The organism is Mesorhizobium sp. WSM3866 (assembly GCF_002294795.1).
Lineage (GTDB): Bacteria > Pseudomonadota > Alphaproteobacteria > Rhizobiales > Rhizobiaceae > Mesorhizobium.
In genome coordinates this window covers 603,964-626,803 of sequence record NZ_NSGC01000002.1, presented here as the reverse complement: position 1 = coordinate 626,803, position 22,840 = coordinate 603,964, and the positions used below count along the sequence as shown (strand labels likewise).

21 protein-coding genes are annotated in these 22,840 nt (G+C 64.6%); 10 read left to right on the top strand and 11 right to left on the bottom strand.

The genetic code is table 11. The features are described from left to right. Positions 1-39: 39 nt before the first annotated feature. Positions 40-741 (bottom strand): response regulator transcription factor, encoded by a 702-nt coding sequence (locus tag CK222_RS07315; protein WP_066990432.1) that lies wholly within the window; start codon positions 739-741, stop codon positions 40-42. A 93-nt stretch (positions 742-834) separates the two neighbouring features. Between CK222_RS07315 and CK222_RS07310 the strand changes: the two genes are divergently transcribed. Then, a complete protein-coding gene (locus CK222_RS07310; protein WP_067319230.1) occupies positions 835-1,563 on the top strand; it encodes a response regulator transcription factor in 729 nt (242 codons plus the stop codon). Positions 1,564-1,710: 147 nt separating this feature from the next. Continuing rightward, positions 1,711-3,810: a sensor histidine kinase gene (locus CK222_RS07305; protein ID WP_176477581.1), complete on the top strand. Its 2,100-nt coding sequence runs from the start codon at positions 1,711-1,713 to the stop codon at positions 3,808-3,810. Between the two features lie 112 nt (positions 3,811-3,922). Here the strand turns inward: CK222_RS07305 and CK222_RS07300 are convergent, their stop codons facing one another. Further along, the gene (locus tag CK222_RS07300) at positions 3,923-4,333 is read right to left on the bottom strand and encodes a hypothetical protein (protein WP_095799859.1); all 411 of its coding nucleotides are present in this window, start codon (positions 4,331-4,333) and stop codon (positions 3,923-3,925) included. Positions 4,334-4,754: 421 nt separating this feature from the next. Here CK222_RS07300 and CK222_RS07295 point away from each other — a divergent pair, with 421 nt between their 5' ends. Then, positions 4,755-5,957: an aromatic ring-hydroxylating dioxygenase subunit alpha gene (locus CK222_RS07295; RefSeq protein WP_066990508.1), complete on the top strand. Its 1,203-nt coding sequence runs from the start codon at positions 4,755-4,757 to the stop codon at positions 5,955-5,957. Positions 5,958-6,137: 180 nt separating this feature from the next. On the opposite strand, the gene CK222_RS07290 is transcribed toward CK222_RS07295, so the two are convergent. Then, a complete protein-coding gene (locus tag CK222_RS07290) occupies positions 6,138-7,556 on the bottom strand; it encodes an aminotransferase (RefSeq protein ID WP_095799858.1) in 1,419 nt (472 codons plus the stop codon). A 290-nt stretch (positions 7,557-7,846) separates the two neighbouring features. Here CK222_RS07290 and CK222_RS07285 point away from each other — a divergent pair, with 290 nt between their 5' ends. From CK222_RS07285 to CK222_RS07275, 3 genes are read left to right on the top strand one after another with little or no spacing between them, the layout of a single operon-like run. Next, positions 7,847-8,764 carry an ABC transporter permease gene (locus tag CK222_RS07285; RefSeq protein ID WP_067319241.1) on the top strand — a complete coding sequence of 306 codons (918 nt, stop codon included), beginning with the start codon at positions 7,847-7,849 and terminating at the stop codon, positions 8,762-8,764. Next, a complete protein-coding gene (locus CK222_RS07280) occupies positions 8,761-9,582 on the top strand; it encodes an ABC transporter permease (RefSeq protein WP_095799857.1) in 822 nt (273 codons plus the stop codon). Before CK222_RS07285 ends, CK222_RS07280 begins: the two co-directional genes overlap by 4 nt. 37 nt (positions 9,583-9,619) lie before the next feature. Beyond that, positions 9,620-10,693, top strand: coding sequence for an ABC transporter ATP-binding protein (locus tag CK222_RS07275; RefSeq protein ID WP_095799979.1), 1,074 nt, complete (start codon positions 9,620-9,622; stop codon positions 10,691-10,693). Here CK222_RS07275 and CK222_RS07270 read toward each other — a convergent pair. The 4 genes from CK222_RS07270 to CK222_RS07255 all read right to left on the bottom strand — a co-directional run bounded on the left by CK222_RS07270 (position 10,657) and on the right by CK222_RS07255 (position 14,598). Next, a complete protein-coding gene (locus CK222_RS07270; RefSeq protein ID WP_067319245.1) occupies positions 10,657-11,967 on the bottom strand; it encodes a flavin monoamine oxidase family protein in 1,311 nt (436 codons plus the stop codon). The genes CK222_RS07275 and CK222_RS07270 overlap by 37 nt on opposite strands. After that, complete coding sequence (locus CK222_RS07265) at positions 11,964-13,046, bottom strand: ABC transporter substrate-binding protein (RefSeq protein WP_095799856.1); 1,083 nt, start codon at positions 13,044-13,046, stop codon at positions 11,964-11,966. Before CK222_RS07265 ends, CK222_RS07270 begins: the two co-directional genes overlap by 4 nt. 64 nt (positions 13,047-13,110) lie before the next feature. Beyond that, positions 13,111-13,797 carry a transcriptional regulator BetI gene (gene betI, locus CK222_RS07260; RefSeq protein WP_095799855.1) on the bottom strand — a complete coding sequence of 229 codons (687 nt, stop codon included), beginning with the start codon at positions 13,795-13,797 and terminating at the stop codon, positions 13,111-13,113. 6 nt (positions 13,798-13,803) lie between these two features. Further along, on the bottom strand, positions 13,804-14,598 hold the full coding sequence (locus CK222_RS07255; protein WP_067319251.1) for a class I SAM-dependent methyltransferase: 795 nt from the start codon (positions 14,596-14,598) through the stop codon (positions 13,804-13,806). A gap of 212 nt (positions 14,599-14,810) precedes the next feature. Between CK222_RS07255 and CK222_RS07250 the strand changes: the two genes are divergently transcribed. The 4 genes from CK222_RS07250 to CK222_RS07235 are packed head-to-tail and all read left to right on the top strand — an operon-like array spanning position 14,811 to position 19,523. Next, on the top strand, positions 14,811-16,430 hold the full coding sequence (locus CK222_RS07250; protein WP_095799854.1) for an NAD(P)/FAD-dependent oxidoreductase: 1,620 nt from the start codon (positions 14,811-14,813) through the stop codon (positions 16,428-16,430). Further along, the gene (locus CK222_RS07245; protein WP_095799853.1) at positions 16,417-17,991 is read left to right on the top strand and encodes an NAD(P)/FAD-dependent oxidoreductase; all 1,575 of its coding nucleotides are present in this window, start codon (positions 16,417-16,419) and stop codon (positions 17,989-17,991) included. Before CK222_RS07250 ends, CK222_RS07245 begins: the two co-directional genes overlap by 14 nt. A gap of 43 nt (positions 17,992-18,034) precedes the next feature. Then, positions 18,035-19,264, top strand: a complete 1,230-nt coding sequence (locus CK222_RS07240; RefSeq protein ID WP_095799978.1) for an aminomethyltransferase family protein — start codon at positions 18,035-18,037, stop codon at positions 19,262-19,264. A 1-nt stretch (position 19,265) separates the two neighbouring features. Then, the gene (locus CK222_RS07235; RefSeq protein ID WP_082953643.1) at positions 19,266-19,523 is read left to right on the top strand and encodes a hypothetical protein; all 258 of its coding nucleotides are present in this window, start codon (positions 19,266-19,268) and stop codon (positions 19,521-19,523) included. A 96-nt stretch (positions 19,524-19,619) separates the two neighbouring features. Here CK222_RS07235 and CK222_RS07230 read toward each other — a convergent pair whose 3' ends face one another. From CK222_RS07230 to CK222_RS07215, 4 genes are all read right to left on the bottom strand, one after another. Continuing rightward, entirely contained in the window at positions 19,620-20,678 is a 1,059-nt protein-coding gene (locus CK222_RS07230; RefSeq protein ID WP_095799852.1) for a dipeptidase, read from the bottom strand. Between the two features lie 268 nt (positions 20,679-20,946). Further along, positions 20,947-21,243 carry a GNAT family N-acetyltransferase gene (locus tag CK222_RS07225; protein ID WP_095799851.1) on the bottom strand — a complete coding sequence of 99 codons (297 nt, stop codon included), beginning with the start codon at positions 21,241-21,243 and terminating at the stop codon, positions 20,947-20,949. After that, a complete protein-coding gene (locus tag CK222_RS07220; RefSeq protein ID WP_095799850.1) occupies positions 21,236-21,874 on the bottom strand; it encodes an alpha/beta hydrolase in 639 nt (212 codons plus the stop codon). The genes CK222_RS07225 and CK222_RS07220 overlap by 8 nt, the downstream gene beginning before the upstream one ends. 4 nt (positions 21,875-21,878) lie before the next feature. Continuing rightward, positions 21,879-22,811: a VOC family protein gene (locus CK222_RS07215; RefSeq protein WP_095799849.1), complete on the bottom strand. Its 933-nt coding sequence runs from the start codon at positions 22,809-22,811 to the stop codon at positions 21,879-21,881. Positions 22,812-22,840 lie beyond the last annotated feature (29 nt).

Sequence of the window (22,840 nt, the reverse complement as noted above, 5' to 3'; positions counted from 1 at the left end):
CCGATGCAAGATCGAGGAAAAGACCTGGTGGCCCTCGCCTCAGTCGGTGCGCGGCGTCGGCGGATCGAACCGGTAACCGGCACCCCTGATCGTGGTGATGGTCTCCGTATCGAGCTTACGGCGCAGCCTCACGATGCGCGAATCGATCGAGCGGTCGAAAGCGTCGGCATTCTCGGCGGGCGCGGCGGCAATGATGTCGTCGCGCGTCAGCACCTTTCGCGGGCTCGCCAGAAACAATCTCAACAGCGCCACCTGCCCCGGCGACAGCTGATCCTCGGCGCCGGAACGATGCATGACCATGGCCGACCTCAAGTCGACGGTCGCATTCTCGAGCACGATCAGTTCCTGGGGGTTGCGGCCGCGCCGCGTCAGCAGGCGGCCGATGCGCGCCGCCAGCTCGCGCACATTGAGCGGGCTTTCGATCACGTCGGCAGCGCCGAGCTCCAGCGCCAGCACCTTGTCGACGAGATCGGCGGGCCGGCAGATCAGGATGAAGTCGCAGCCACCCTCGCCGCCCCCGCCTTGGCTACTATAGCGCTTGAGCAGTTCGCGCCCCTCCGCCTGGGTCACGTCGTCACCGACGACCACGACGTCGATGCCGCCTGCCGAAAGCAGCGACTCCGCCTCCCAGGGCTGGCGCGCCTGACGCACGTCGTGCCCCCGACGCTCGAGATGGTCGGCCAGGTCGCCGGCCACCACTTCGGCAACGGACACAAGCGCGACGACGGATCGTGCTGCCATTTTCTCCACTCCGCCACAGACAACTCGAGATGAGCGCTGGACATCATGTTTATACCCAATCTACTTTCCGCTGAAAGCGGGAGCGAGACCATTGTGAAGGCGCGCATCATTGTCGTCGAGGACGAGCCGGATCTGAGGGAAGCGGTTGCCGAGTATCTCGGCGCCAGCGGCTATGACGTTGCCACGGCCGAGAATGCCGCGGCGGCGCGCAGCCTGCTCGAGGCGCAACCCTTCCACCTCGCCATCCTCGACATCGCCATGCCCGGCGAGGACGGCCTGTCGCTCGGCCGCTGGCTGCGTTCCAAGACGCAGATCGGCATCATCTACGCCACCGCCGCCGGCACCGCGCTCGACCGCATCGTCGGCCTGGAGCTCGGCGCCGACGACTACATCGTCAAGCCCTATGAGTTGCGCGAAGTGCTGGCGAGGGTCCGCAGTGTGCTGCGCCGCGTGCCGCAGCCGGTTGCCCCCCAGGCCGCGAAGACCGAGGCCGGCACGCGCCGCTTCATGAATTTCGGCAGCTTCCAGGCCGATTTCGACGGCAGGCTGGTGACCGGCGCCAATGGCGCGGTCATCGAGATGGCCAAGAGCGAGTTCGACGTGCTGGAAGTTTTCCTCACCCGCGCCAACCGGCTTCTGACGCGGGCGGCGATCTCGGAGGCGATCGGCTTCGTGGAAGACCCGGAATCGTCGCGCGCTGTCGACATCCGCATCATGCGTCTGAGAAAGAAGATCGAGGCGGACCCCGCCAATCCGAAATTCCTGCGCACGGTGCGCGGCGAAGGCTACATCTTCTCGCTGCCGGCTGGCGACGGCAACTGACTCCGGCGCCGCGCACCTTCCGGATACGCAATCGACGCTGTAGCATTCCGGTCCGGCGGCATGCCCCCAGAAAACCGTTGTCGATTTTCGGGCTTGTGTGCTGGATTTCATGGTTTACCGATATGGCCCCGGAGATGACGTTCGACGATGACAGCTGAGGCCGCACGGACAGAAATGCACGGCTCCCGCCAGGGCGCCGCGATGGCGGCCGTCCATGTCGTTCGCCGCTTGCGCGAAGCAGGCGACTGGCAGCGCGAGATGGACAGCATACTGGAGGCACTGTGCCGTTCGTTGGACTGCCAGCGCGGCATTCTCTTCCGTTTGCGCGAGTTGCCGGGCGAGGGCTTCGCCCAGTCCGTGGCCTCCTATTGGATCGACCCTGCTTTTGGCGGCGAGCTCGCATCGCCTACCGTGATCATGCAGTCGATCATCAACTCCGATCCGCTCCTGGAGCAGTTGCAGGAGGATGAGCGCCAGGGCAAGGTCTTCGCCGGCCACACGCGCGACCTCGATGGTTTCCTGCGGGCCGACTTCGAGAAGCAGAACATAAAATCCTTCATTTCGGTGTCGGTCTTCGCCCACGGCCATCTCTGGGGCACTCTGGCGGTCAATGACTGCGCGGCCGAACGCGAATGGACGGATGAAGAGGAGGCGACGCTTCACATCATCGCGCTCGCCATCGGCGACGCCATCGAGCGCTCGCCCTCAGAGGCGCATGCCAGCGAGGTTATCCGCCGCACCATGCTGCAGGCTTCGCTCGACGCCATCATCGTCATCGACGAGGCCGGCTCCATCATCGAATTCAATCCGGCCGCCGAGAAGATGTTCGGCTTCAAGCGTAGCGACATCCTCGGCAAGGATCTGATCGACACGATCGTGCCGCATTATTACCGCAAGGGTTATTCGTCGGGCGCCGAGTACATGGCCGGACGGGGCGCGCCGATGGTTGGCCAGCGGCTTGAGACAGTGACCCAGAACGCGGCCGGCGAGATCTTTCCGATCGAGCTGACCGCGACGGAGATGAGGGTTGCCGACCGCCGGCTCATCTTCGGCTCGATCCGCGACCTGCGCGAGAAGCTGCACGCCGAAGAAGAGATCAACCGCCAGCGCGAGAAGCTGCACCAGAATGAAAAGATGGCGGCAATGGGCTCGCTGCTCGCCGGCGTCTCGCATGAGCTCAACAACCCGCTGGCGGTTGTGGTCGCGCAATCGACCCTGCTGCATGAATTCGCGGCCGACCCGCAGACCAAGGTGCGCGCCGAAAAGGTGCGCGCGGCCGCCGAACGCTGCGGGCGCATCGTCAAGAGCTTCCTGTCGATGGTGCGCCTGCATCCGACCGAGCAGGCCGAAACCGACCTCAACCAGGTGATGCGCTCGGCGCTCGAAGTGACCGCCTATGGTGCGCGCTCCAGCGGCATCATCATCGACACCGACTTCGCCAACGGCCCGCTGCTCGCCATGGCCGACGCCGACCATGTCACGCAGGTCGCGGCCAACTTCCTCATCAACAGCCAGCATGCGCTTGCCGGCTTCACCGGCGAGCGGCGCATCAAGGTGCGGACCTTTCGCAGCGAGCGCGGCAATCCGGGCTTCTCGGTCGAAGACAACGGACCCGGCATTCCCGATGCGATCCGCTCACGCATCTTCGAATCCTACTTCACCACCAAGCCGGTCGGCGTCGGTACCGGCATCGGCCTGTCGATCTCGAAATCGATCGTCGAGCGCCACAACGGCAACATCTGGTTGGAAGAGGTGCAGCCGCACGGCGCGCGCTTCGTCGTCCAGTTGCCGGCGATTGCCGGCAATGCGGCAAAGGACGGCGAGGGTCCGGCGCGGTCGAGCGGGTTGCGCCATGCGCTGATCATCGACGACGAGCCCGACGTCGCCGCTTCGCTGTCCGACATATTGGAGCTCATGGGGCTCAAGTCGCGTCTCGTGCCAAGCTGGACGTCCGCCGGCGAGGTTCTGAGCGGGCACATGCCGCCGGACATCGTGTTTTCCGACCTGCGCATGCCGGGCACCAGCGGCATCTCGATCTACCGTGAATTGCTGGCCGAACGGCCGGGGCTGGCGCAGCGTTTCGTGCTGGTCACCGGCGACCTCATCGGCGCCAAGGCCGAGATTGAGGCACTGCCGCCGCAGCAGCGGCCGCAGATCCTGGAGAAGCCCTTCTCGACGCTCGACGTCCGCGGCATCCTTGCGACCGTTGCCGATGTCGCGGCGGCCGACAACGGCGCCGACATCTGAAATTGCTCCCTCTGCGGCTTCACCTGGATATCGTCGGATTCGAAAAAAGAGGCTCCCGACCGACTTTGCGGCGGGAGCCTGACTGGAGCGCGGAGGGTGCGCTCAGGGGAGCCTAAAACACGTTCGGGGTGTCGGTCAGCGGCGCGGCATTGGCGATCATACGCACAGCTCGGGCCCGGTGCTGACCGGACTGCTCGGCAATGGCACGCAGGCATTCGGCGTTCTCGGCGCCCCAGCTCTGCCCTTTGCAGGCGAATTCGACTTGCGACTGCGGCAGGCGCGCGGTTTTGAGCGTCGTCGGCGCGCCCTCCACGACATTGGCCGGAGGATTGATCGAGGCGAAAGCGGGACCCGCGGCTGGCGCAAGCACCATGCTGGCGAAGGCGGCAACGCCCAGCAGCATGAACATCGTCATCGGATGGTCGCTGGCGCGTTGGCGCAACGCCAGCTTCGGACGGCGATCATTGCGCTCGGGACCATAAGAGCGGCGGCTGGCATCGGCGATCCGGACTTTGGCAAACATCGGCTGTTCCCTTCGTTATCTTTCTTTTTTCCTTGAAACGAACTTAACCGCACCACGTAACAGCCGGATGATAGGGCGGGATGGCCCATGTAACAGGACTGAAACGGGGATCGCTTCTGTTCCTTTTGCTCCTGTCGGATGCGGCGGACTGTAAGCGACCTCACACAGGCGCAGAATTGGCATGGCTGTCGCGATCGTCCGATACGCGAAGCGCGTCGAAACGGTGCCCTCACAAACTGCGGATCCGAAGCTGGAACCGCCGTTTTGCACTCCTGGTTAAGGCTCGGATTTTCCGGGATTTTCTCGGCTCGGATGGCTGCAAGCCGGTCGGCATGAAATTTCCATACTTTCACAAGCCATTGCATTTTAACGCAAAATGTGTTTTTATTGAACGAGCATTCAACAAAACGAGAGCATTTTCATGAACCCGCACCTGCGTGACGTGGCGATCCCCAACGATTGGGACCGGCGGGGTTTGCCGGGGTGGAGTTACCACTCCAACGCCCTTCTCGAGCTTGAGAAGGAATACGTCTTCCGCAATCACTGGCAGATCGCCGGCCATGTCTCCGACGTGCCAAATCCGGGCGACTATCTGACGATGGACGTCATCGGCGAGCGGGCGCTGATCGTGCGCGGCAAGGACGGCGTCGTGCGTGCCTTCAACAACATGTGCCGTCATCGGGGCAGCCGCGTCGTCGCCGACAGCCAGGGCACCTGCAAGAACGCGCTGATCTGCCCGTTCCACGGCTGGGTCTACAATCTCGACGGCACGCTGCGGGGGGCTGCCCGTCCGCGCTCCTTCCCGGAACTCGACAAGACCGAGTTCGGGCTGATGCCGCTCGATCTCGAAGTCTGGATGGGCTTCATCTTCATCCGCTTCCGTAACGGTGGCCCGCAGCCTTCCGTGGCTGAACTCTTGAAGCCGATCGAGGCGGAGATCGCCCATTACAATGTTGCCGACATGGTGCCGTGCCTGGGCATTTGGACCCAGAAATCACCGGTCAACTGGAAATCGGTGCGCGACGTCGACAATGAGGGCTATCACGTCGCCATGGCGCATCCGGCGCTGCAGGACCTCTACGGCGCGACCTATTTCGACGAACCCTTCGTCAACGGCGTGTCGCGGTCCTTCGCCACCTACAACCCGCATGCCGGGCGGCGCTGGAGCGTCAACCAGTACATCAAAATAGCGCCCGAGCCGACGCACCTGCCGGAGCATCTGCGCAAAGCCTGGATCTATTACGGCATCTTCCCCAACAACGCGCTGTCGATCATGCCGGAATCGGTGCAGTTCTATCAGGAGTTCCCGCTGTCCACCGGCGAGACGCTGCTGCGCGGCGCGATCTATCGCTACAAGGACGAGACGCGGGAGCAGGCGGCGGCGCGCTACCTTGCCTACCGCATCGACCGCGACACCATGAACGAGGATGTCCAGCTCTCCGTCTGGTCGAACGAATCCATGCTCTCCGAGGCGTTCGGGGGCTTCTACCTCTCCGACCTCGAATATGGCGTGCGCACCCACCACGACCATCTGCGCAGGCAGGTGCCGGTGCTGAACTTGGAGACCGCACCGGAGGAAAAGGACATGTGGGGATTGAACGACGCGCTGCGGTCGAAGGGGTGAGCGTCTTCCCTTCTCCCTGTTACACGGGGAGAAGGTGCCCGAAGGGCGGGGCAGTGCAAGCGCCTCACAATTGGCTCTGGCTCCCGAACCTCAGGGAGCGTCTGAACTAAATCTCGCAAGCTGGCGCTGCCCCTCACCCGCCGGCTACACTCCCCGTAGAACGGGGAGAGGGGCGCTCTCTCACCCCCGCCAGACGCCTTCCTTCCTCAGATCATCCATCGTGCGCGAGATGCCTTCGCGCAGGATCGCGACCATGTCGTCGATCTGCTCGCGGCTGATGATGAGCGGCGGCGACATCACGCACATGTTGATCAGCGGCCGCACCAAGAGACCGAGCTCATGGCAATGCGCGTCGATACGCTTTCCCACATCCTTGTCGAGCTGCAGCGGATCCTTGCTCTCGCGGTCGGCGACGCATTCGACGCAAGCCATCAGGCCGGCGCCGCGTACCTCGCCGACCAGCGGCAGTTCCTCGAGCGTTTTCAGGCGCGCCTGGAAATAGCGCGCGATCTCGCGCGCATGCTGAAGCACGCCCTCTTCCAAAAGATCGAGGTTCTTCAGCGCGACGGCGCAGCCGATCGGATGGCTGGTGTAGGTGAGGCCATGGCCAAACAGCGCATCGGGATGGTTGGAGCGGCGCAGTTCCTCCAGCAGCCGCTCCGAGATGATCACGCCGCCAAGCGGGAAATACCCCGAGGTAACCCCCTTGGCGAAGGTGATCATGTCCGGGTCGAGGCCGAACACCTCGCCCGAGGCAAAGACATGGCCGAGCCGTCCGAAGCCGGTCACCACCTCGTCCGAGACATAGAGGATGTCGTTCTCGCGGCAGATCTCACGGATGCGCTTCAGGTATCCGTCCGGCGGCACGACGACGCCGCCCGAAGCTTGCACCGGTTCGCCGACAAAGGCGCCGATGCGACCGGCGCCGACGCGCGCGACCGTGTCGCGGAATTGGTCGACGAGGAAATCGGTGAAGGCGTCGATGCTCATCTCCTTCGGCCGTCGGAACGGATCGGGCGAGGAGAGCTTGATCACCAGCTCGTCGGCACCATCCATCCAGTGCCGGTCGCGCGGGCGGCCGTTGAGCGAAGCCGACAGGTAGGTCGAGCCGTGATAGGCGCCGCCGCGGCTGAGGATCAGCTTCTTCTCCGGCCTGCCGCGCACATTGTTGTAGAACTGCATGAAGCGCAGCGCCGTCTCCACCGCCGACGAGCCACCGGTGGTGAAGAAGGTGTGACTGAGATCGCCGGGAGCGGCATCGGCGATGCGTCTCGCAAGCTCGGCTGAGGGCGCATTCATCGTATACCAAGGCGTGTTGTAGGACAGCGCCATCGCCTGGTCGTACATCACCCTTGCCAGTTCCTCGCGGCGATGCCCGACATTGATGCACCACATGCCGGCCGGACCGTCGATCAGCCGCTTGCCGGATGCGTCGGTGATGTAGATGCCCTCGCCCTCGCCGATCAGCGCCCGTGCCTCGGCGCCGACCGAACCGGCATAGGGCCAGGGCTGGACCAGATGGCGCTTGGCCAGCTCGACCGCATCGTCGTCCCCGGGCTCGACAACTTCCCTCGCCTTGATCTCTCGTGCAGCCGCCATCTTAGCCTCGCATGGTCCGTTGCGGTGATTTCCAGAGACATGAAACGAAGCGGGAAGCCATGGAAATTCGGCTTTTCGTCACTTCATTTTGAATGTCCATTCAATCAATATTGCAGAAATAGCGCTTGATTTCAATCGGCGGATGCGCTCATGATGAAAGAAAGCCGGCAAGTCTGGAGTGATCGCTCCGGGCACATAAATTGGGACCAGGCAGTCGGCGCTGATCAATGGGAAGGCCGTATGGCGGGACAGTCCGAGCCGGCAACTGCAATCACGCCCGGAGCGCTGCAATGACGGCCGCCGCGGAAGGGTCGCCCCCGCTGCGCATGGCGAGAGCCAGACGAAGTCCCCTTCTGCAGTCGGAAGCCGTCCAGGGCATTGCGCTGATCAGCCCGACCTTCCTTTACGCGCTCATCCTTCTCGTCCTGCCGATCCTGGTTGTTATAGCCCATTCCTTCTGGACGCAGGACTACCTGACCATCGACCACACATTCACGCTGGAGAATTATCGGATCGCGCTGACCGAGCCGATCTACCGCGACCTGCTCTGGCGCTCGCTCTACATCTCGCTGACGGTCAGCCTGCTCACCGTGCTGCTCGCCTATCCGATCGCCTATTTCATTTCCTTCCATGGCGGCCGCCAGAAGAGCCTCTGGCTGTTCCTCATCACCATCCCGTTCTGGACCAGCTACCTGCTGCGCGTGATGTCGTGGAAGGTGATCCTCGGCTACAACGGCGTGCTCAATTCCGGCCTGATGGGCCTCGGTCTCATCGACGAGCCGTCGACTGCGCTGCTCTACAATTCCAACGCGGTCATCATCACGCTGACCCACGCCTGGGCGACCTTCGCCATCCTGCCCATCTTCGTTTCGCTGGAGAAGGTCGACCGCACCCTGGTCGAAGCGGCGACCGATCTCGGCGACGGGCCGCTGCGCTCCTTTCTGCGCGTGACCTTGCCGCTGTCGACGCCAGGCGTCATCTCAGCGGCGCTGATCGTCATGATCCCGACCGTCGGCGACTACGTCACGCCGAAGCTAGTCGGCGGCAAAGACGGCGTCATGATCGCCAACGCGATCCAGGCGCAATTCGGCAAGGCGTCGAACTGGCCGCTCGGCGCAGCACTCTCCGTCACCACCATGGTCATCGTCTCGCTGATGGCCGGCGCCGCGGTGCTGGTCATCCGCGCGCTGCAGAGGCTGGCGCGATGACGGCGATCAGACGTTACCTGCCAAGCTGGCTGTCGAGCTACGCCGCGCTCTACATCCTCTTCCTCTATCTGCCGGTGATCTTCCTGCCGATCTTCTCGATCAACACCGCGGCGACGCCGAAATTCCCGCTCTCAGGCGTCACGCTGCATTGGTACCAGGACCTGCCGCGCACGCCGGCACTGATCGACGCCACCTGGAACAGCTTGGTTGTCGGCGCCTCGGCCGCTATCCTGTCGACCGTGTTCGGCATTCTCGCTGCCCGTTCGATCACCCGCTACCGCTATCCCGGCCGCCGCACCGTCAACGGGCTGATCATGGCCCCGCTGGTGCTGCCCGAGGTCATCGTTGCCATCTCGATGCTCCTGGTGATGCTGCAACTGGGCTTGAGCCTGTCGCTGTTCACGGTCGTGCTTGGGCATGTGCTGGTCTGCATTCCCTATTCGATGACGGTGCTGACCTCCGGCTTCGAAGGCTTCGACCGCAGCCTCGAGGAAGCCTCCGCCGATCTCGGCGAAAGCGCCTTCGGCACCTTCCGGCGCGTGACGCTGCCGATGGTGGCGCCGGCGATCATCTCCAGCCTGCTGGTCTGCTTCACCATCTCGCTCGACGAGTTCATCATCGCCTTCTTCCTCACCGGCACCGAGGCGACGCTGCCGATCTACATCTGGGGACAGCTGCGCTTCGCGGCCAAGCTCCCCGGCGTGCTGGCGCTCGGCACCTTGCTGTTGGCGGCGTCCTTCGTGCTGATGACCGTTGCCGAGATCCTGCGCCGCCGCGCGGCGAGACGCACCCAGAACGAGGGAGGCCTCTATGCTTGAGCGGGTCCAGTCCGAGCGAACGATGTCCGATCGCACCATGATCGAGATCCGCGACGTCACGCGCAGCTACGGCGCGTTCAAGGCGTTGGATAATGCATCGCTCGCGATCAGGGAGGGCGAGTTCTTCTCGCTGCTCGGGCCGTCCGGCTGCGGCAAGACCACGCTTTTGCGCATGATCGCCGGCTTCGACACGCCGACCAGCGGCTCGATCGCGGTCGACGGCCAGCCGATGGACGGCATTCCCGCCAACCGGCGTCCGACCAACATGGTCTTCCAGAGCTACGCGATCTTCCCGCATCTCAATGTCGAGCAGAACGTCGCCTACGGGCTGAAGCGGCTGAAACTGCAGGGCGGCGAAGAAAAGCGCCGCGTCGAGGAGGCGCTGGCGCAGGTGTCGCTGACCGGCCTTGGCAAGCGCCGCGCCACCGAACTCTCCGGCGGCCAGCGTCAGCGCGTGGCGCTGGCCCGCGCGCTGGTCATGCGTCCCAAGGTGCTGCTGCTCGACGAGCCGCTATCGGCTCTCGACAAGAAGCTGCGCGAGCAGATGCAGGTCGAGTTGCGCCGGCTGCAGCAGGCGGTAGGCATCACCTTCGTGCTGGTCACGCACGATCAGTATGAGGCTTTGGCCATGTCGGACCGCATCGCCGTCATGTTCGGCGGCCGTATCGCGCAGGTCGCCTCGCCCAAGGAAATCTACCAGCGCCCGGTCAACCGCCAGGTCGCCGACTTCCTCGGCGGCATGAATTTCGTCAAGGCCGAGATCGTCGAGGAGAACGGCGTGTCCTTGGTTGTCGACACGCTTGGCTTCGGGCGTGTGAGGACCGAAAAGCCGAAGGCCTTCGTGCGCAACGGCGGCGCGGCGACGCTCGGCATCCGGCCGGAGCGGCTGCGCGTGCTCTGGGACAATGCGACGGCCAAGTTCGAGGTCGCCGGCACGGTGGTCGAGCGCCACTATTTCGGCGAGATCACGCATCTGATCGTCGAAATCCAGGGGCTGGAAAAGCCGCTCTCAGTGACCGAGACCAATGATTTCGGCGCCGACGACATTCCGGTCGGCGCGCCGATCCGTCTCGCCTACGACCCAGAGGCCCTGGTGGCGATGGCGGACTGAAGCCGCGCCAAAATCTTCCCGGCGGCGATGCGTCCGGCCACGATCGCGCCCTCGACATAGGCGGGGAAGGACGGCGACACTTCCGACGACGCAAAATGGATCGGCGGCGCGCCGGCAAGGATCGTGCGCTCGGCATCTCTTGCCGTCACGTCGACGATGAGATCGCTATAGGCGCCGCCGCTCCAGCGGTCATGCGTCCAGTCGCGCTGGCTGAAATCGAGAATATCGGCCGCGTCCGGACCGAGCGCATCCGCGAGCTTCGCAATGACCTCGGCGCGCAACGCCGCAGCACCCAGCTTGCGGCAGCGCAGCGCCAGCGGTCCACCGATGAAGACGACGAGCGCTGCATGCTCGGCGTCCCTGCTGGCATCGCAGGCAAACAGGCCCGGCATGTCGCGCCACATAACCATTCCGCTCAGATCGCGCTCGCGCCAGAACGGCCTGGCATAGCGGACGAGGATCTTGACCACCGCGCCGCTTTCCCAGACGCCAAGCGCCTTCTTCAAGGCCGTTGACAAGGCAGGCCGAAAGTCGAGCCTGTTGGCCGTCGCAGGCGGCAGGGCGAGCAGGACCTCGCGCGCCTCGACGGCGCCGCTGCCGACGACGACACGAACGCCGGACGGCCCGCGCTCGACGCGAATGACCGGCTCGTTCAGCCGCAGCCGGTCACCGAGATCGCCCGCCAGGTCCGCGGCCAGCGACTGCATGGTCTCGCGCAGAGAATATTGCAGTTCCGGGACGTCGTTGGTGATGCGGCGATCATTGTCGATCAGGTACCAGAGCGGCACCTTTTCCAGCGCCAGGCACCACAGTCCTTCGATCATCGAGCGGAAGGCGGCTTTGGCATCTACCGGATCGGTCTGGCGTTCGAGCCAGGAGGCGACGGTCAGCCCGGCGATCGCGGGATCGTCAGGCTCGGTCCAGTTCATGCGGTCGCGGATCGCCATCGCGGTCACATAGGTCTGTCCGGCCTGGTCGACCGACATCGGTGGATGGGTGATGAAATCGCCATCGACAAAGGTTTTGACGAAGGTCTTGCCGCGCGCCCTGGCCAGCGCCATCAGCTCCGGCATGTCTTCGCACAGGAACTGGCCGCCGCTGTCGATCAGCTCGCCGAGCCCGTTTCGCACACCTTCCACACGACCGCCGACGCGGCCGCGCGCTTCCAGGACAAGGAAATCGATGCCGGCGCGCTTCAATTCGAGCGCGGCCGACAGGCCAGTGAAGCCGGCGCCGACGATTGCAACGTCGGTGCTTTCGGTCTTGCTGTTCAATAGCCGGCCTTGATCTTCTCGAACTCGGCGATCATCTTCAGCTTGAGCTCGGAAGGCAGCGGCTGCTGGAACAGCGTCTTGTCGACCCATTTTTCCACGTTGTCGTAGCCCTTTTCCTTGAGCACCGCCTGGTCGACACCGGCCATGCCCTTGGCGTTGGCTTGGCCGTAGCCCCAGTCCTTGACCAGCACCTTGGCGACTTCCGGATCGTTGACGGCATTGAGATAGTCATAGGCCTTGTCAATGTTGCCGGGCGCGTCCTTGAACAGCACATAGCCGCACACCCAGGTCGAGATGCCCTCCTCGGTATCCTTCTTGGACTTGATCGGCACGCCGGCGGCCTGTGATTGCACCGCCGCGTCGTTCCAGGCCCAGGCGAGATCGACCTCGCCGCCTGAGAGCAGCTGCACGATGTCGGTGGTGTCGGTCCAGTAGGAGCGCACGTTCTTGTGCACTTGGCGCAGGAAATCGGACGCCTGCTTGAACTGCTCGTCCGTCATCTTTGTCCAGTCCTTCAGCCCGATGGCGAGGCTGGCCAGCGCATAGGCGTCGTCGACATTGTCGCCGATCGAGACGCGTCCCTTATACTTGGGATCGGCGAAGGCCTTCAGCGACTGCACGTCCTTCTCGGCGATCTTGTCGGAGTTGAAGGTGAGCTGCGTGTCACCCCAGTCCCAAGGCATGAACCAGGCTTTGCCGTCGGGGGTGGTGGCAAGGTCCTTCATCGCCATGATGCCGGGGTTGAGATCCTTCCAGCCGGCGATCTTGGAAGTGTCGAGCGGCTGCAACAGCCCCGCCTCGCGCCACTTCACCACGCTTTGCGAACACGGATGGCCGAGGTCGGCCTTGAAGCCGGAGCGGATCTTCTCAAATGCCTCGTCCTCATCGCCGAAGAAGGCGAAGGTCGGCGAGTCGCCGTCCTTCTCGACATATTTGCCGTGGAAGCTGGGGTCCTCATTGCCGGACCAGTCGAACACGATGAGGTCCTTGTCGGCGGCAACGGCGAACGCTGCCGCCGAAGACGCCAGCGCGCCGGCGAGCGCCAAAGTAAGTGTCAGGCGTCGGCTGAGTTTCTTCATGCTGTTCCATCCTCTTTGGTCTTGCCGGTCTTGCTGGCCGGCTGTTGCTAACCCCGGGCTGACGTTAATCGTAGTGTTTCGGAAAGGCGGCGGCCAGGAACGCGTTGGCCGCCTGCAGCGCGGTCTCGCGCGTGGTGTCCTGGGTGCCCATCATCAACCGCAGCCACAGGCCCTCGAGCATGGCCGATAGCGCCAGCGCCATGACCTGCGGCTCATAGGCATAGCCGCCGCTTTGCTTGAGCGTCGCGCAGAGATCGATGAACACCTGCTGGTAGTAAGCGTCGCGCGAGCTGCTCAGCGCCTGGTAGGTCGGCCGCGATTTGGCCTCGCCCCAGAAGGCGCACCAGGCGGCGAGCTTGCGCTTGTTGCAGATCGAGCGATCGAAGTCGGCCCACACCAGCGCCTGCAGCTGCCGCGCCGGATCGTCGCCTGCCTTCTGCAAGGCCGCGCGCCAATGCGCCGAATACTCGTCATACATATATTGCAGCGTGGCGACGAGCAGCTTCTCCTTGCTTTCGAAATGGAAGTTGACGATGCCGCGGGACAGGCCCGCGCCGTCGGCCACATCGGCCATCGTCGTTTCCGCATAGCCGCGCTTGGCCAGTGAATCGATCGTCGCCTCGATCAACTGGAGTTGCCTGACTTCTTTCGAAGCCTTGCGGCCGCGCTTCTCGGCCTCTCCTTTTCGTGCCGGTTCGGGCAAGGCATCCCTGGCCTCTGCATTCTTCATGAGCGTGACGGTCTCCAGCATTGCCGGCTATCCGACCGGCTTCCAACCGCGCAGATGAGTGGGGCGGTGCTCACCACTGTCAAGCACCTTCTGCATCGCCTCCCAGGTCCGGATGTTCTTGTCGACATAGCCCCCGCCGACCGCGGCGGCGAGCGCTTGATAGAGTGGCCCCTTCAGGCGCGCCAGTTCCTCCCGCGCCACCTCCCGGTACCATGCGTTGCGGTCGCGGACGCTGATGTCGCGGAAGCCAGCACGACGCATCGCTTCGGCGTAGCGCGCCGGCGAAGCCATGGCAAAGGACAAGCCTTCCGCCGCGAGATAGGCCTTCATGTCCGCAGACGGCTCGCCGTCATGCGAGATCATCCAGTTCGACGCGGCGAAGACGCCGCCGGGCTTCAGCACGCGGAAGATCTCGGCGAACAGGGCATCCTTGTCCCGGACATGCAACAGTGCGTCCTTGGAGAAGACGACGTCGAAGGAAGCATCGGTGAAAGGCAGCGGTCCCGGCGGCGCCTGGACGAAGCTCACGCGGTCCTGAAGACCCTGCGCAGCCGCCTTTCGCTTTGCCGTCTCGATCACCGGCCTCTCGACATCGAAACCGGTCGCATGCGCCGCACCATGGCGCGCGACCAGATCCAGCGTGACGCCGCCGGCGCCGCAGCCGAGATCGAGGATCGTCTTGACCTTGAGCGAGAGGCCTTCGACCACGCGGTCCACTTCGTCCGGGCCGCCCGGGGAGAGGTAGCCATCGCCCCAGAGCGCCTCGAGGAAGCGAATGGCCGCGTCGTCATATTCCGGCTCGGCGTTAGCCGTTTCGATCATCGGACTGAGCCTCAAATGCCGAAGTCACCTTCGCGCTAGCGGAACACCAGAAATGCGGGGCAAAGCCTAGCGCATCAACGCAGAAACGCAACACCATTTGTTGAACATTCATTCAAAATGGCTGGACAAAAAACCGTGACCCGTGCCAAATTCGGCTGATCAGGGAACAAATCGCACCCAACAACGGACGGCCGGGGGGAGGTTGAGCGCACATGAAGGCATGGGACGCGATCGTCATCGGCGGCGGCCACAACGGGCTGGTCAACGCCGGCTATCTGCAACGCGCCGGGCTCGACGTGCTGGTGGTCGAGAAGAACGACTGGGTCGGCGGTGCGGCCACCAGCCGCGAGCTGACGCCGGGCTTTCTCTACTCCAACTGCTCCTATGTCTGCTCGCTGTTCCGGCCCGAGATCATGCGCGATCTGGAGCTGCCGCGCTTCGGCCTGCAGGTGATCTCCTATGAAGGCGGCGCGGTGTTCACGCGCGACGGCGACTATCTCGCCAACTACCGCGACCACGATGCGCATCGCCGCGAATTCGCCCGCTTCTCCAAGCGCGACGCCGAGGCCTACGACCGCTATTCGCGCGACGTCACAAGGCAGTGCCGCTTCATCCAGCCGCTGTTGATGCGCACCGCGCCCGATCCCACCAGCTTCAAGCCGCGCGATCTTGGCGAGCTGCTCTATCTCGGCAAGAAATTCGCCGGTCTCACCGCTGAGGAAATGGCGCTGACCTTGCGCTTCTGGACGATGTCGATCTCCGACTTCCTCGACGAGTATTTCGAGACCGACGTCATCAAGGCGAACTTTGCGCTCTCCGGCATCATAGGCACGGCGCTTGGGCCCATGTCGCCGGGCACGGCCTATGTCCTGCTCCACCACTATATGGGTGAGGTCGATGGCTCGGTGGGCGCCTGGGGCTATGCGCGTGGCGGTATGGGTGCCGTGACCAAGGCGCTCGCCGCCTCGTTCAAGGCCTCCGGCGGCACGATCCGCACCGGCGCCGAGGTCGAGCGCGTGCTGATTAGGAACGGCAGGGCCAAGGGCGTCGTACTGGCCGGCGGCGAAGAGGTCTATGGCAAGCTCGTCGTCTCAAACGCCGACGTGAAGCGCACCTTCCTGAAGCTGGTCGAGGAGAAGGAGCTGCCCGACATCTTCCTTCGGCGGGTCAGGAACTTCAAGATCCGCGGCTCGTCCGGCAAGGTCAACATCGCGCTGGATTCACTTCCCCAATTCCCGGCTCTGCCGAAGGATTCGCCGGTCTATCGCGCCGACATGCACTTCACCGATTCAATCGAGCGCATGGAGCGCGCCTATGACGACTGGAAGGCCGGGCGCTGGTCGGCCGATCCCTTCCTCGACATGGTGATCCCGACCACACTCGACCCGACCATGGCGCCGCCGGGAAAACATTTCATGAGCTGCTTCGTGCAATACGCGCCGCCCAAAATTGGCGGCCGAGACTGGACGGACGCCGACCGCGACGGCTTCGCCGAGAGCGTGGTTGCGCAGATCGCCGAATATTCGCCCGGCTTCCGCGACCGCATCGTCCATATGGAGGTGCGCACGCCGCGCGAGATCGAGGCCGAGGTCGGCCTCACCGAAGGCAACATCTTCCAAGGCGAACTGACCTTCGACCAGCTGCTGTTCAATCGCCCGGTGCCGGGCTACGCGCAATACCGTTCGCCGGTCGGCGGGCTCTATATGTGCGGTTCCTCCACGCATCCGGGCGGCGGCGTCATGGGCGCGCCCGGACGCAACGCCGCCGCCGAGATCCTGCGCGATCTCGCCAAACCAACCCTGCATATGAGCCCGGCCCATGACGTCATCTGAAACGAATTGGGACGCGATCGTCATCGGCGGCGGGCACAACGGCCTGGTCGCCGCCGCCACGCTGGCGAAATCGGGACGCAAGGTGCTGCTGCTCGAGGCCGGCAAGGAGGTCGGCGGCGCGGCGCGCACCGAGGAATTCGCGCCGGGGTTTCGCGTCTCCTCGGTCGCTCATCTGCTCAACCGCCTGCATCCCGATGTGGTGAAGACGCTGGAGCTCGAGCGCCACGGGCTGAAGATCGAGCGCGGCGATTTGGTGCCGTCGATCGCGTTGTCGAAAGACGGCCCGCTGGTGCTGCACGGCGCCTATGGCGAGGCGCTGACGGGCGCCAGCCCGTCGGAGCAGTCGGCTTGGCGCGACCTGCGCGCGCAGCTGTTGCGCTACGCCGGCGTGCTGAAACCCTTCCTGTCGCGCCGTCCGCCGGACCTTGCCGGCATGTCGCTCGCCGAAATGACCGGGCTCGGCCAGACGGCGCTGGCGCTGAAGAAGCTCGGCAAGGAGGACATGCGCGACTTCCTGCGCGTGCTCTTGATGAACGTCTACGACTTGCTCGACGAGCAGCTTTCCGACGACAGGCTGAAAGGCCTGCTCGCTTTCGACGCGACACTGGGCAGCCATCTCGGTCCGCGCTCGCCGACATCGCTGCTCGGCCTCTACTATCGGCTCGCTGGCGAGATCGGCGGGCTCGCCGGCGCGCAGATACAGCCCAAGGGTGGCATGGGCGCGGTCGTTGCCGCCATCCGCTCGGCGGCCGAGCAAGCGGGGGTTTCGATCCGTCTGGCTTCGCCGGTCGCCAAGGTCGTCGTCGAGAAGGGCCGCGCCGTCGGTGTCGTCACGCAGGGCGGCGAAGCGCTGTGCGCAAAAGCCGTCGTCTCGGCAATCAATCCCGCAACCACGATCCTCGATCTGGCCGGGCCGCGCGAGGTCGACACCGGTTTCGTGCGCAAGATGAAGAACATCCGCATGAAGGGCGATGCGGCGAAGCTTCATCTCGCGCTCGACCGGCCGCCGCAATTTGCCGGCGTCGACGCCGCTGGCCACAAGGGCCGACTCGTCATCGCGCCTTCGCCGGACCATGTCGAGGGCGCCTTCAACCCGTCGAAATATGGCGAGTTCTCGCCCGAGCCGGTGATGGAGATCACGCTGCCCAGCCTGATAGATCCTTCGCTGGCACCCTGCGGCGCCTGCGTGCTCTCGGCCGTGGTGCAGTACGCGCCCTATGCATTGAAACAGGGCTGGACCGCCGGCAAGCCGCAATTCCTCAAGGCGATCATGGCGCAGCTCGAAGCCTATGCGCCTGGCATCGGCGCCACGGTGCGTCATCCCGAGTTGCTGACTCCGGCCGACATCGAGGGACGCTACCGCATGCCCGGCGGTCACTGGCACCACGCCGAGTTGCAGGCCGACCAGATGCTGATGTCGCGGCCGGTCTCCGGTTGGTCGGGCTACGACACGCCGCTCGAAGGGCTGTTCCTTGCCGGCGCCGGTTCGCATCCCGGCGGCGGCATCTCCGGCGCCCCCGGCCTCAACGCCGCACGCCGCATCATCGCGATAAGGGCATGAGATGATTTCGCCATTCACAAACGCAGCGCTCTACGCCGCCGACATGAATCGTCATGTGAAAATCAATTCCGCCCGCACCCTTGCGCAATCCCACTTCCGCACGCTTCGGCTCGGCACACCTTTCCAGCCGCGCATCGACGCGCTGGCGCTGACAAACGACTGGTACAATTGGGCCGGCTACCGCGCGCCGCATTCGCTCTGGGACGAGGAGCTGGAATATTTTGCCATTCGCAGCCAGGCGGCACTCCTCGACATCTCGCCGATGACGAAATACCGGATCGAGGGTCCGGACGCTGAAGCCTATCTCGACCGTGTCACGCTGCGCGACGTGACTAGGTTGAAGCCGGGCCGCGTCCACTACACCGCTTGGTGCGACGACGAAGGTTTCGTCCTCGATGACGGCACGCTGTTCCGGCTGTCGCCGACGCGCTTTCGGCTGTGCTCGCAGGAGCGGCATCTGCCCTGGCTGCTTGACAGCGCCATCGGCTACGAGGTCAGCGTCGAGGAAGAAACCGAAGCGATCGCCGGGCTCGCGCTGCAAGGCCCAACCTCCTTCGCCATCCTGCGCGACGCCGGCTTTGCCGGCATCGAGCGGCTGAAGGTTTTCGACCTCGCCGACTTCGCGCATGACGGCGCTGCCATCACCATCTCGCGCACCGGCTTCACCGGCGATCTCGGCTACGAGCTGTTCGTGCCGGCGGACAAGGCGTTGAGCCTATGGGACCGGCTGATGGCGGCGGGCGGGCTGCGCGGCATCCGCGCCATCGGCTACACGGCGCTCAATCGCGCCCGGCTAGAAGCCGGGCTGATCGTCGCCAATGCCGACTTCACCACTGCCGAGCACGCCATCCGTGCCGACCGCCTGCGCATGCCGGACGAGATCGGCCTCGGCTTCATGGTCGATCCGGACAAAGGCCACTTCAACGGCCGCCGCCCCATCTTCGAGGCGCGGGCGAAGAAGCAGCTGCGCCATGTGCTGGTCGGGCTGGAGATCGAAGGCAACCTCCCGGCCGAGCACGCCATCGTCTACTGGAAGAAGAGCCGGGAGGTTGGGCTCGTCAGCGCGGCGATGTGGTCGCCCATGGCCAAGCGCAACATCGCCATCGCCTCCTTGCAACGGCCTTATGGCGATACGGTCGTCGACGACCTCTGGGTCGAGATCTACGCCTTGCGCGAGCTGCGGTACCAGAAGCTGATGAAGCGGGCGAAAGTAGTGCCGCGGCCGTTCATCAAGCTCGATCGCCGCACCGCCAACCCGCCGGCGGACTTTTGACGTGGAAGGGGATGCGGACAGGCTGGACGCGGAGGCGGAAGCGGCCGAGCAGTGGCAGCTGGTCAACACGCCGCTCGGCGAGATGTGGTCCGGCCGCACCCGCTATGCGGCGGCGATGTTCTTCTTCAAGCGCGGCGAGATGGATGCCGACACGCTGGAGGTTTACCGCATCTGCGCCCGGCTCGACCATGAAGACCCCTTGCCGATCATCCGCGACCGCGGTGTCGGCAAGGAATGGCTAAAGCGCCTGGGTGCGTAAGCCCGCAGCGCGACGGAGCTGCGCTCCTGCTTCGCCCTAGGATGACGACGTTGGGGGAGCGTTCTGGCCCAATCCCGAACGTCCAAGATTGTCACTTTATCCGATCGTCCTTTCAAGGACACGCAGCCAGTTCCGATAAGCGATCTTCTCGATCAGCGCGCGCCCGAAGCCGCGAGCGGCGAGCGCGTCGAGGAGCTTCGGCAGGCCTGCCACGTCGCCGATCACCGCCGGGATCATGGCACCGTCGAAATCGGATCCGAGACCCACACCGTCCTCGCCCAGCGCCTGCAACAGCGACTCGATGTGGCGCAGCATGATGTCGAGGCTGGTGTCGGCATTCATGCGGCCGTCCTCGCGCAGGAAGCCGGTGGCGAAGTTCAGGCCCACCATGCCGCCCGTTTCGCGGATCGCGCCGAGCTGCCAGTCGGTGAGGTTGCGCGAATGGCCGCAGATCGCATGCACGTTGGAGTGGGTCGCGACCAGCGGCGCATCGCTGAGCGCGGCGACATCGCGAAAACCCTTCTCGTTGAGATGCGAGAGGTCGATCATGATCCTGAGCTGGTTGCATGCCTTGACCAGCGCCTTGCCGGCGTCGGTCAGGCCTGGCCCGGTATCGGGCGACGAGGGAAAGCCGAACGGGACGCCGTTGCCGAAGGCGTTCGGCCGGCTCCAGACGATCCCCAGCGAGCGGAGCCCGGCGGCATGGAGCACGTCGAGCATGGCAAGCTCGGGATCGATCGCCTCGACGCCTTCGATATGGAACACCGCGGCGATCGAGCCATTCGCCATCGCCTCGCGCACATCGCCGGCGCTGCGGCAGACGGTGAGCGCGCCGGCGCGCTCGAGCCTGAACAGGATCGAGGCCATGCCGATGGTCGAAGTAACCGCCTCGGCGTGCGGCAGTTCCGGCGGCAGTGGGTCGTTGTCGCTTGGCGCCGGCGGCACGGCGCTGCGCTTGGTCTTTTCGATCGGCGGCGGAAAGATCGCGAACATGCCGCCGGCAAAACCGCCCTTTTTGGCGCGCGGCATGTCGATGTGACCGCCCGGCGTGCCCTCGATGAACAACTTTTCGACATCCGCTTCGTTCGACTGGTAGAGCCTGAGCAGCGTGTCGTTGTGGCCGTCGAAAACGGGAATGAGGTCGGATTCGGTCATCAGGCCGTTCGCTTTTTGAGGTGGCGGATCGGGGCGGGAGAATCCCAGGTGATCTGTCTAATTAGGCAAGATGGCCGAACTGCGCAAATGCCAGACGCGTGTTCGCATTTATGGCTGGGCGGCTGCGTCGCTCGCCCCGGTGGATCGGCGCGCAGCGCCGAGACGGTTTAGGGCGCTGCAGCGGAGTAAGACATCGGTTTTTCCCTGGAACTCCCCTCAGCCGGCCGCGCCCCCTTCTCCCCGGGGGAGAAGGGGAAGACGGGTGCTACTATTTCAGCACGTCGGCCCATTCCGGATGGCGGCGGAACTGGGCGTTGGCGAAGGGGCAGAGCGGGATTATCTTCTTGCCCGCCGCGCGCGCGTCCTCGACGGCGCGGGTTACCAGGCGAAGCCCGGCGCCCTGGCCGCGAAAGACATCCGGCACCTCGGTGTGATCGATGATGAGCTGGTGCTCGCCGACCTTGGTGAAGGTCATTTCGGCCTCGGCGCCGCCCGGTCCGCGCAGCAGGTAGCGACCCTTGGAGCCGCGATCTTCCACTTCAATCTCGGGCAGTTGGTCAGCCATTTTTTGCGCCTCCTTCGCTGGCGGGCGTGAGGGCGAACAGCCGCCGCGCGGCTTCGATTTCATTCGGCCGCACCTCGTGCCCGCCGTCGTGCCATTCCACTGTGACATTGGCCCCGTCGGCGCGCAAATAGGCCTCCAGCCGCGTTGTCAGGTTCGGCGGGCAGATCGGGTCGCGCCTGCCGGCCGTGATCAGGATGCGGCGCCCGGCAAGGCTGCCCTGCACCTGCGGCTCGAACGGGATCAGCGGATGCATCAGCCCCGCGGCATCGAACAGTCCTGGCTCGGCGAACACCACCGAGGCCAGGATGTTGGCGCCGTTGGAATAGCCGAGGCCGAACACTGCCGAGGGCTTTGCCGCCTCGACATGCGCCTTGACGAAGCCGGCCATCTTGGCCGTCGCCCGCGCGAGGTCGTCCATGTCGTAGACGCCTTCGCCGGTGCGGCGGAAGAAACGGGCGGCACCTTGCTCCGACACATCGCCGCGCGGCGAGACTAACGTCGCCGAAGGCGCGAGCTCGCGACCGAAGGACAGAAGCTGGTTCTCGTCAGCTCCGGTGCCGTGGAAGATGAACAACAGCGCGCTGCCCGGCGAACCGGGCAGCACTTTGTGGATGTAGGCGTCCTTGCTCATGGCGTCAGTCTTCCAGCTTCTGGAGATGCTGTTCGAGATAGGGTCTCAGATGCTGATGCTGCGTCGGCAGCTTCAGCGCCTCGCCGAGATGCGCGGTGTCCTCGTCGCGGTTGAAGCCCGGCTCGTTGGTCGACACCTCGAACAGCACGCCGCCGGGCGTGCGGAAATAGATCGCCCAGAAATAGTCGCGATCGATGACCGGCGTCACGCCGTAACCCGTGTCGACAAGTGCCTTGCGCACTTCGAGCTGCCGCGCGCGATTCTCGACCGCGAAGGCGACATGGTGCACCGAGCCGGCGCCGAGATTGGCAAAGCCGGCGCCCGGCAGCGATTCGATGTCGACGACGTCGGCGCCGTTGCCGTTCTTGATCGCCATCCGGCGGACGTTGCCGGACTTGTCGACCTCTTCATAGCCCATGAACTTCAGCAGCTCCTCGGTGGCGCCGCCGTCCTTCAGTCTCAGCGCGACCGAGTGGAAGCCGCGAATCGCCTCATCGGCGGGGACGCCGCCCTTCACCCAGGGCGCTCTGCCGTCGGCCTTGTCTTCGACCAGCGCAAAACTGTCGCCGTCGGGGCCCGTGAAGGCAAGCCGCTTCTCGCCGAAGCTTTCGCTGCGGCCAACACCGCTGACGCCCTCGTCGGCGAAGCGCTTTTCCCAATAGCCGAGCGTGCCTTCCGGCACTGAGAAGACGGTGGTGCCGACCTCACCCACCCCATGCCGGCCCTTGCCGATGTCGGGGAACGGGAAATAGGTCATCACCGAGCCCGGCGTGCCGAACTCGTCGGCATAGTAGAGGTGATAGACGTCCGGTGCGTCGAAATTGACGGTCTTCTTCACCCGGCGCAGGCCGAGCTTCTTGGTAAAGAACTCATTGTTGCGGCGCGCATCGCTTGCCATCGAGGTAACGTGATGCAGGCCCTTGATCTGATTGAGCATGGTCTTGCTCCTTCCCTATCCTTGCTGCG